1 pseudogene is annotated in these 779 nt (G+C 37.9%); it reads left to right on the forward strand.

Annotation, left to right across the window (positions count from 1 at the left end):
• Window positions 1–675: pseudogene (locus tag HMPREF3142_RS13780) on the forward strand (formylglycine-generating enzyme family protein); the annotation flags it as partial.
• Window positions 676–779: the final 104 nt, after the last annotated feature.

Below are 779 nucleotides of genomic sequence, written 5' to 3' on the forward strand. Positions count from 1 at the left end.
ATAAGGTTGTATTAAGCGATTTTTCGATATCAAAGTTTAAAGTTACCAACGATGATTATAATAAATATCTGCAGATAACAGGAATAAAAAAAACCTCCCATTAATATTCTGGTAAAAGAGTACCCATCCTTGCAAAAAGGTGATTACTCTGTTGGTGTGACCTGGCAACAGGCAAAAGATTATTGTCAGTGGCTAGGTAAGGAGTCCGATAAAAATATTGATTTACCGACAGAGGCACAATGGGAATATGCGGCAAGGTCAAGAGGGCAGTATCTTCCTTTTGCGACTAATAATGGAAATTTCGAGCTTGGTTCTAATATACCTGAACAAAAGAAATTAGATGAATACACAGATGGTTATGGTTTTCCTATTTATCCAATTGGGAAATATCCTCCGAATCCGCTAGGTTTATACGATATGGGGCTAAGTGGAGCCGAATGGAGTAATGATTGGTATTCAACTGATTATTATTCCCACTCCCCTGTTTATGATCCTCAAGGTCCAGTTAAAGGTAATGAAAAAGTTTTAAGGGGGTATGTTGGCGGAGATCGTCAGTATGCCTTGACTATATTCAGGCAATCGTCACAACCTGTGCCAAAATTTGCTGGGCGTGATGATTATCAAAAGTTTGGAGTTAGTCCTCTTTTTGTATTTCGTTGCGTTATTAATAAATGATATCGTTTGACTGTAATACTATATTATAGTCGGAACGCTCAATGAATATAATATTCCGCTGGACAGCCTGTTTAAACCTGTCCCGGATAGCCTGATGTCAGAAT

Origin of the sequence: Klebsiella sp. HMSC16C06, assembly GCF_001808325.1 — a bacterium.
Taxonomy (GTDB): Bacteria; Pseudomonadota; Gammaproteobacteria; order Enterobacterales; family Enterobacteriaceae; genus Klebsiella; species Klebsiella variicola.